The organism is Staphylococcus schweitzeri (assembly GCF_002902405.1).
Classification (GTDB): domain Bacteria; phylum Bacillota; class Bacilli; order Staphylococcales; family Staphylococcaceae; genus Staphylococcus; species Staphylococcus schweitzeri.
Map to the genome: position 1 here is coordinate 1 of NZ_PPQS01000020.1, position 8,342 is coordinate 8,342.

The 8,342-nt window shown below is 31.3% G+C and carries 9 protein-coding genes; 5 read left to right on the forward strand and 4 right to left on the reverse strand.

What is annotated here, in order from left to right:
- Positions 1 to 60 precede the first annotated feature (60 nt).
- From CD116_RS04090 to budA, 3 genes are all read left to right on the forward strand, one after another.
- Positions 61 to 243 (forward strand): hypothetical protein, encoded by a 183-nt coding sequence (locus CD116_RS04090; protein WP_047529592.1) that lies wholly within the window; start codon positions 61 to 63, stop codon positions 241 to 243.
- Positions 244 to 666: 423 nt separating this feature from the next.
- On the forward strand, positions 667 to 2,331 hold the full coding sequence (gene alsS / locus CD116_RS04095; RefSeq protein ID WP_047529591.1) for an acetolactate synthase AlsS: 1,665 nt from the start codon (positions 667 to 669) through the stop codon (positions 2,329 to 2,331).
- 36 nt (positions 2,332 to 2,367) lie between these two features.
- Positions 2,368 to 3,072 carry an acetolactate decarboxylase gene (budA, locus tag CD116_RS04100; RefSeq protein ID WP_047449630.1) on the forward strand — a complete coding sequence of 235 codons (705 nt, stop codon included), beginning with the start codon at positions 2,368 to 2,370 and terminating at the stop codon, positions 3,070 to 3,072.
- Positions 3,073 to 3,442: 370 nt separating this feature from the next.
- Here budA and CD116_RS04105 read toward each other — a convergent pair whose 3' ends face one another.
- Entirely contained in the window at positions 3,443 to 3,868 is a 426-nt protein-coding gene (locus tag CD116_RS04105) for an MAP domain-containing protein (RefSeq protein ID WP_047551499.1), read from the reverse strand.
- 190 nt (positions 3,869 to 4,058) lie between these two features.
- Positions 4,059 to 4,424 carry a DJ-1/PfpI family protein gene (locus tag CD116_RS04110; RefSeq protein ID WP_224757360.1) on the reverse strand — a complete coding sequence of 122 codons (366 nt, stop codon included), beginning with the start codon at positions 4,422 to 4,424 and terminating at the stop codon, positions 4,059 to 4,061.
- A gap of 101 nt (positions 4,425 to 4,525) precedes the next feature.
- Here CD116_RS04110 and CD116_RS04115 point away from each other — a divergent pair, with 101 nt between their 5' ends.
- Entirely contained in the window at positions 4,526 to 5,485 is a 960-nt protein-coding gene (locus tag CD116_RS04115; protein WP_047551502.1) for an IS30 family transposase, read from the forward strand.
- Between the two features lie 67 nt (positions 5,486 to 5,552).
- On the opposite strand, the gene CD116_RS04120 is transcribed toward CD116_RS04115, so the two are convergent.
- Entirely contained in the window at positions 5,553 to 6,470 is a 918-nt protein-coding gene (locus CD116_RS04120; protein WP_047551505.1) for an NmrA family NAD(P)-binding protein, read from the reverse strand.
- A gap of 149 nt (positions 6,471 to 6,619) precedes the next feature.
- On the opposite strand from CD116_RS04120, the gene CD116_RS04125 reads away from it, so the two are divergent.
- Positions 6,620 to 6,883, forward strand: coding sequence for a winged helix-turn-helix transcriptional regulator (locus tag CD116_RS04125; protein ID WP_051981590.1), 264 nt, complete (start codon positions 6,620 to 6,622; stop codon positions 6,881 to 6,883).
- 166 nt (positions 6,884 to 7,049) lie between these two features.
- Here the strand turns inward: CD116_RS04125 and CD116_RS04130 are convergent, their stop codons facing one another.
- On the reverse strand, positions 7,050 to 7,997 hold the full coding sequence (locus CD116_RS04130; RefSeq protein WP_047551511.1) for an IS30 family transposase: 948 nt from the start codon (positions 7,995 to 7,997) through the stop codon (positions 7,050 to 7,052).
- Positions 7,998 to 8,342: the final 345 nt, after the last annotated feature.

The window sequence follows — 8,342 nt, forward strand, 5'->3', positions numbered from 1 at the left end:
ATATCCAAATCAAACTACTAATTTAGAAAACTAAAATTTATTATACGAGGAGTGACTTAATTGAAAGATTCTATATTTTGGAAGAAAGCTTTTATTCCTGTTTATTTTATTGTTGCGATGCTGGCGTTTCTACTTTTTAAGTTTTATATTAAAACAGATAACTTTTCTATATATTTAATGATTATCTTCTTAATGTGTTTAGGAACTGCATCTATCATTTATAACTATAAAAACAATCGCTAATATAAGTTTGAAATGTATAAGTCACAGTTAGATCTAAATCTTACTGTGGCTTTTTAATCGAAACACCATTTTCAGCGTGTCATAAAACAGCATTTTCAGATCGCCAAAAATAACATTTTCAAACAGCCATTGACTAAACACCAAAATCAGAGTCATCCACATCAATCAATCCGACATCCCTCATAATCACACCGCACAAAATATACTCATGCATTTTTGGAATACTTAGTATTACAAATAACGATTTTTATTCATCTTACAAAGGATATATAATGTACTGAAGGCAATTTTTATGTATTACAAATCTAATAGTATAAGTGAAATTTTGATAAATACCATTAATTTTGCGTAACTATCATTAGGTGACAAACCAAAAATCAATTATATGTAATACACATCACATTTGAAGGGAAATGAATATAAATGACTGATAAAAAGTACACTGCAGCCGATATGGTTATTGATACTTTGAAAAATAATGGGGTAGAATATGTTTTTGGTATTCCGGGTGCAAAGATAGACTATCTATTTAATGCTTTAATTGATGATGGTCCTGAACTTATTGTCACTCGTCATGAACAAAATGCTGCAATGATGGCACAAGGTATTGGAAGATTAACAGGTAAACCTGGTGTAGTACTTGTTACAAGTGGCCCTGGTGTAAGTAATTTAACGACTGGACTATTAACTGCTACATCTGAAGGGGATCCTGTCTTAGCGTTAGGTGGCCAGGTGAAACGTAATGATTTATTGCGATTAACACATCAAAGTATTGATAATGCTGCTTTATTAAAATATTCATCAAAATATAGTGAAGAAGTACAAGATCCAGAATCATTATCAGAAGTTATGACAAATGCCATTCGCATTGCTACGTCAGGTAAAAATGGCGCAAGTTTTATTAGTATTCCGCAAGATGTGATTTCTTCACCTGTAGAATCTAAAGCGATATCACTTTGTCAAAAGCCAAATTTAGGTGTACCGAGTGAACAAGATATTAATGATGTCATTGAAGCGATTAAAAATGCATCATTTCCTGTTTTACTAGCTGGAATGAGAAGTTCGAGTGCAGACGAAACGAATGCCATTCGCAAATTAGTAGAGCGTACAAATTTACCAGTTGTAGAAACATTCCAAGGTGCGGGTGTGATTAGTCGTGAATTGGAAAATCATTTCTTCGGACGTGTAGGTTTATTCCGTAATCAAGTCGGTGATGAATTATTACGCAAAAGTGATTTAGTAATTACAATCGGTTATGATCCAATTGAATATGAAGCTAGTAACTGGAATAAAGAATTAGAAACACAAATTATCAATATTGACGAAGTTCAAGCTGAAATTACTAATTATATGCAACCGAAAAAAGAGTTAATTGGTAATATTGCTAAAACGATTGAAATGATTTCTGAAAAAGTGGATGAACCATTTATAAATCAACAACATTTAGATGAATTAGAACAATTAAGAGCACATATTGATCAAGAAACTGGTATTAAAGCGACGCATGAAGAGGGTATCCTTCATCCAGTTGAAATTGTTGAAGCTATGCAAAATGTATTAACTGATGATACTACAGTGACAGTTGATGTAGGAAGTCATTATATTTGGATGGCACGTAATTTCAGAAGTTACAATCCAAGACATTTATTATTCAGTAATGGTATGCAAACGCTTGGTGTGGCATTACCATGGGCAATTTCAGCTGCGCTTGTACGACCTAATACGCAAGTTGTGTCTGTTGCTGGCGATGGAGGCTTTTTATTTTCATCACAAGATTTAGAAACGGCTGTACGTAAAAATCTAAATATCATTCAACTTATTTGGAACGATGGAAAATATAACATGGTTGAATTCCAAGAAGAAATGAAATATAAACGTTCGTCAGGTGTAGACTTCGGTCCTGTAGATTTCGTAAAATATGCTGAATCATTCGGCGCAAAAGGTTTACGAGTTACAAATCAAGAAGAATTAGAAGCGGCAATTAAAGAGGGCTATGAAACAGATGGTCCAGTATTAATTGACATACCAGTGAATTACAAAGACAATATTAAACTTTCAACGAATATGTTACCTGATGTATTTAACTAAAAGAAAGATAAATGTTAATAAGGAGTGGAAGAATTTATGACTAATGTTTTATACCAACATGGTACATTAGGCACATTAATGGCAGGCTTATTACAAGGTACTGCATCAATAAATGAATTATTGAAACATGGTGATTTAGGTATCGCTACACTAACAGGTTCAAATGGTGAGGTCATCTTTTTAGATGGAAAAGCTTATCACGCAAATGAACATAAAGAATTTGTGGAATTAAAAGGCGATGAGTTAACACCATATGCAACCGTAACTAAATTCGTAGCAGATACGAGCTATGAAACGAAAAATAAATCTTCTGAAGCAGTTTTTGAGGAAATAAAGGAAAAGATGTTGAGTGAAAATTTATTTTCAGCAGTAAAAATTTCAGGATTATTTAAAAAAATGCATGTACGTATGATGCCTGCACAAGAGCCACCTTATACACGTTTAATTGATTCAGCTAGAAGACAACCTGAACAAACTGAAACGTACGTCAAAGGTTCAGTCGTTGGTTTCTTTACACCAGAACTTTTCCATGGTATCGGATCAGCAGGATTCCATGTACACTTTGCCAATGATGATCGTAACTTTGGTGGACATGTTTTAGACTTTGAAGTAGAAGATGTTAAAGTAGAAATCCAAAATATGGAAACATTTGAACAACATTTTCCAATTCAAAATGAAGATTTTACAAATGCAAACATTGACTATAAAGACATTGCAGACGAAATTAGAGAAGCTGAATAACATCCACTGTATATAAGTGCGGAAATGTAATGACGACTTATGAAAATTGAAACATTGACTTTATAATGTTCGATTTGAAAATTTAGAAATGATGATTTGTTGATTGATACGGTTAAGCATAATCGTCAAATAGCAAATATATTTGTGATTACGTTTAAGTAATAAAATAAGTCCCTTCACTATTAGCTGTAGTGAGGGGATTTGTTTGTGTTCAGGGAATTTGTAATGTATCTATTGCAATAGACACTTACATAGAATTTACTAAGATATGGTCAGCAAATAACAATAAATTACAACTTCAATAATTTAAAAAGCAAACGCAATCTTTCAGCGTTTGCCCACTAAACCAATTTCACATAGTTAAATCTTTTTATTTAACTACAATTTGAATTTGTTTGATTGTACCTGGATCAATTGAATTTTTAGCGTCGTCATTTTTCTTTAGATTCACTACTTTTTTATTACCATTATTCAAAGTAAGCGTATAAGTTGCTGTTTGTGCATTATTAATTTTTTCTGTTGTAACACCACGTTGTGAAGCTAATTCATTTTTTACTTTACTATCAATTTCTTGATAAAGAACATTTTTATTTTCTGGAAAGGTAAAGTAAGTTCGATGTAATGCAGTAATACCATCTACTGAAATCGTGTAAGGAACAGTGTGATAACCATCCATTGTTATTTCTTTATATCCGTTATTACTATCTGCAGATGCTTCGTGACTAGGTAAAGCAGCTCCTACTGTTGATAATAGTCCCAATACTAAAGTGGCAGTAACAAATGATTTTAGTTTCATAGCTCAATCTCCTTTTAAAAGTTGTGGTATATTACACTATTTGTATAACACATTTCATAAAATTTAAAACATAGTTTTTAAACTTTTTTATATTTTTGATTTTTTAGTAATAGTTTTTAGGAGTGATATGATACTTGTATTTTGAAAATGGAATTATAATAAACCATATTGCTACTATAATTTCAAATGATTAATCATCATCTTTATTTAAGGTTTGTAGTAATTCAAAATAATACTTTGAATTGCCAGTACTAAAATAATTAAACCATGCATCTAAAGTAGAATGTTTAAATACATCTAGTTTTTGTAATATATCTTTTGTCCACATTAATGCGCCAGTTGAACTTGCAGTAATTAAATTTTTATGTGATACAGATGGCTGATCAATATATAATTTTTGTCCATGGTAATTTGAAGAAAAACTTTCTAGATACAATAAATCATTACTCGTATGATAATATTCATTTAATATACCAATATCAGCTAGTGGAATTGTTGCTCCACATATAGCCGCAACATAGCCATCATTTGACAAAATTTCTTTAGCAATTTTTATTACACGCCAATTGTAAAATTAAGCTAGACAACTAAAAAAGCCTTCTGTGCTAAACTCAATATGTATTTCCCACCAAAGAAAACATAAGGAGTTAGTACAGAATGGCCTATACACATCTTAACACGGATGAACTTACGTTCATAGAATCATATTATCACCAGAATCTTTCAGTTAAAGAGATTTCGAGTAGATTGAAACGTTCTAGACAGACAATTTATAACGTAATCAATGCTCTTAAGTCGGGTATGTCTGCACTTAAATATTATCAAGAATACAAGCAAAGAAAGTCTAATTGTGGCCGACATAGAATAGTACTTCCGGAAGAACAGTCAGCTTATATCCGAGAGAAAGTAGCTGATGGATGGACACCAGACACCATTATTGGTAGGGGTGAACACACGATTGATTGTTCTGTTAAAACACTTTACAGAATGTTTAAAGAAAATATTTTTGCCGTACATGCTTTACCTATGAAAGGTAAGAGAAAGCCAAATGGTCATTCTGAAAAAAGAGGCAAACAGACTTTTAAAAGACATATTTCTAAAAGGATAGAAGAATTTCCTTTATTCAATAAGGAGTTCGGCCATCTTGAAGGAGTTACTATTGTTGGTCGTCATCATGGTAGTGCAATCATTACCCTGGTAGAAAGAGTATCCAAGATGATTATCACCTTACGACCTAAAGGCTGTAAGGCAATTGATATAGAAGAAGCTCTGCACGTTATGTTTCCAGCTTTATCTACTCATATATTTAAATCAATTACATTTGATTGTGGTAAGGAGTTCTCTAATTGGAAAACCATATGCAACCGTCATGATATATCTATATTTTTTGCCGTTCCAGGCACGCCATCACAGCGAGGTTTAAATGAGCATTCTAACGGAATACTTAGACGCAGTGGATTAAATAAAGAACTAGATTTCAATTTAGTGACTGACGATCATATCATCAGTGTTGCTCAAAAAAATAATCATCGTCCTAGAAAATCTTTAGATTATAGAACACCATTGGAAGTATTTATGAGTTTCATCGAAGATGATAAACTGTCTAGCTTAATTTGACAATCTAAAATATAAAAAGAGAGTGTACAAAAATGGTTATTTTCTGCACACTTTTGAAAAATTATAACTAACCTAATTTAGACTTATAAATATTGAGCCATTCACTAAACGATAATAATTTGATACCATAATTTTTAGTTTTGTTTATATCAACTTGGTACCCTTCTAAGTTATTCCACTCCTGAGATTTAACAATACCAGGAGATATCCCTTCTCGAATAGCTTCATCAGGAGATATAGTTAACACTTCAATTTCTTTATCTGTATGTTTATTAATTTCCATTGCAATTTGGTCAATTGTTAATGATTCTGAAGCTATTTCTATAGACTCTTTATCAAATACATTCTCTGTTTTAAATGCTTTTACAGCAAATTTAGCAATATCAATAGCAGAGACTAAATCAATTGTACTTTCATGGTTAAAAGCCGATTTTAATATATTGTTTTTTAAGTCCGGAAAAAAATATTTTGCTCTATAAGGTAACCAATTTTCCATCATATAAGCAGGTTTAAGTATTGTCCAGTGTTTAAGATTTGAACCCTTAACTGCTCTTTCTATTATATCTTTTTGAATCCAATAATTTTCAGACCAGTAGCCCTCTCCCCAATACTTAAAACTTTCTTGATCGCCTGTTCTAGCAACAGACGTTTGAACAAATTTTTTTATATTTTGCTTTTCAGCAATTGTAATTAAGTTCTTTGCTTGTCTACTTTCCATGTTGACTTCTTTTGATTTAGGAGATGGTGAAGTCATTGCAAAAACTCCATCCATATTATTCATTGCCTTTTCTAAACTATTTAAATCATCAAAATCTCCTTCTACTATTTCAATGCCATAATTTTTTAAAGTCTTTGCGCTATCAGATGTTTTATCTCTAACTAATGCTCTAATTATATATCCATGTTTAATTGCTTCTGATATTACAGCACCACCTTGTGTTCCTGTAGCTCCAGTGATAAGCAAACGTTTAATTTTATTGTTCATATGATTACACCTCTCTTGAAATAATTTATATTCTAATATATGGTATTACAAAAAGTAAGTATGCACTTTAAAGTTAGTTACTTACTAAAAGGAGAGTATTTATATTGAGTAGTAATGAATATGAAGATTTTAATCATGCTTTATCAATAATGAATGGAAAATGGAAAATGCAAATTATCTTTACTTTGGGAAAAGAAGGGACTTTAAGATATGGAGAAATAAAAAGGAGAATTAAGAATATAACTCATAAAATGTTAAGTAAGCAATTAAAAGAGTTAAAAAGTGAAGGATTAATTTTACGTGAAGAATACCCACAAATACCTCCGAAAGTTGAATATAGTTTAAGCAAAAAAGGGGAAGCGCTACTACCAGTATGCAAGTATCTATGCGATTGGTCTAAAAGGTTTAAGTAAGGTTTCAACAAGCTATAAAACCTTACTTAAACTTTTCATATTAACTCTAAATTAATATAAACCCTAGTCATAATTTTGGTTGCGATAATTTCACCAACTCGATTTTTATAATTAAAACTCTTCGCTTTTCGCTATACAAAATAAATTTTTAATATATGTTGATTTGTCAATTTAAGTGCAACAGTTCATCACATAAAACTTCATAAGGAAACTTCCAATTTAAACACTTTCTTGGTCGATAATTAATTGAGTCTAATGCATAGTTAAGTTGCTCTTGATTTACTTTAGCTAAGTCTGTTTTCTTAGGGGGGAATTCTCTTAGTAACCCATTGGTATTTTCATTTGTACCTCTTTGCCATGCGGAATATGGATCAGCGAAGTAGACATTAATATTAAATTGGTTTTCAATATTTTGATAACAAGAGAACTCTTTTCCTCTATCGACAGTAATATTTTTAACGGCACCCTTAGGTAGATGTTTGATAAGGCTATTAATTGCCGTCTCCATAGAATTAGAGGAACGGTCAGGCATAAGTACACAAAAATAATAGCGTGATTTTCTTTCTGCGAAAGTAGCAATGCACCCTTTACTTTTGCCTCTACTGGATACAATTGTGTCAGCTTCCCAATGACCGAATGCATTACGTTTCTTTACTTCCTTAGGACGTTGTGAAATAGGACGTCCAATATTAAATTTACCTCTAGTTTCTTTAGGTCTCTGTCTTTTTCCTTTTTGACGAAGGCATGAAATAAGTTCGAAACTAATCATATTAGAGTTAATCCATCGATAGATGGTTTTAAAACAGATTTGATTTTGTAATAGACGACCTACGATTTGTTCAGGAGACCAGTGGCATTCTAAATAATATTTAATGATATTGCCAAGTTCTGGAGTAAATCGAGTAGGACGACCACAAAGTTTTCTTTTGATTTCATAATTCTTTTGAGCTGTTTCAGCTTGATATGACTGATTTACATTATTCCTACTAATTTCACGTGAGATAGTATATACAGATCGTTTTAATTTACGTGCAATAGATATTAAAGAATAATTTTCTTGACGTAAAACCTCTGTACGTGCGCGTTCAGTTAGTGTAAGTTGGTTATAGCTCATATTGGCACTACTTGTATGTGTTTTTGTGGTTATTAACATCTTACAACAAAGTGCCAATTATGGGCATTTTTTATGAATTTATATAGGTGTTGCACTTAATATTACAATCCGTCATTAATAAAAATGATATTATTGACGATGCATTTTTCAAAAAACATTACAATGAAAATAATATAAAAAAAGATAGAAACAATATCATAAAGTCTGAACTTAATATGCACTATGTTTTAAAAAGTGATTCGAGAAAAAAGCAATATGTAAACAGAATGAATGAGTTTTTTGATTTTTATTAAATAATAATGTGGCATTAATTCAGACAAACTATAACCATAAATTATTTGAATA

What these genes read in the sequence shown, in the direction of transcription:
- alsS (WP_047529591.1), top strand. Translation starts at nt 667, where the DNA reads ATGACTGATAAAAAGTACACTGCAGCCGATATGGTTATTGATACTTTG.
- budA (WP_047449630.1), top strand. Translation starts at nt 2,368, where the DNA reads ATGACTAATGTTTTATACCAACATGGTACATTAGGCACATTAATGGCA.
- CD116_RS04105 (WP_047551499.1), bottom strand. Translation starts at nt 3,868, where the DNA reads ATGAAACTAAAATCATTTGTTACTGCCACTTTAGTATTGGGACTATTA.
- CD116_RS04115 (WP_047551502.1), top strand. Translation starts at nt 4,526, where the DNA reads ATGGCCTATACACATCTTAACACGGATGAACTTACGTTCATAGAATCA.
- CD116_RS04120 (WP_047551505.1), bottom strand. Translation starts at nt 6,470, where the DNA reads ATGAACAATAAAATTAAACGTTTGCTTATCACTGGAGCTACAGGAACA.
- CD116_RS04125 (WP_051981590.1), top strand. Translation starts at nt 6,620, where the DNA reads ATGAATGGAAAATGGAAAATGCAAATTATCTTTACTTTGGGAAAAGAA.
- CD116_RS04130 (WP_047551511.1), bottom strand. Translation starts at nt 7,997, where the DNA reads ATGAGCTATAACCAACTTACACTAACTGAACGCGCACGTACAGAGGTT.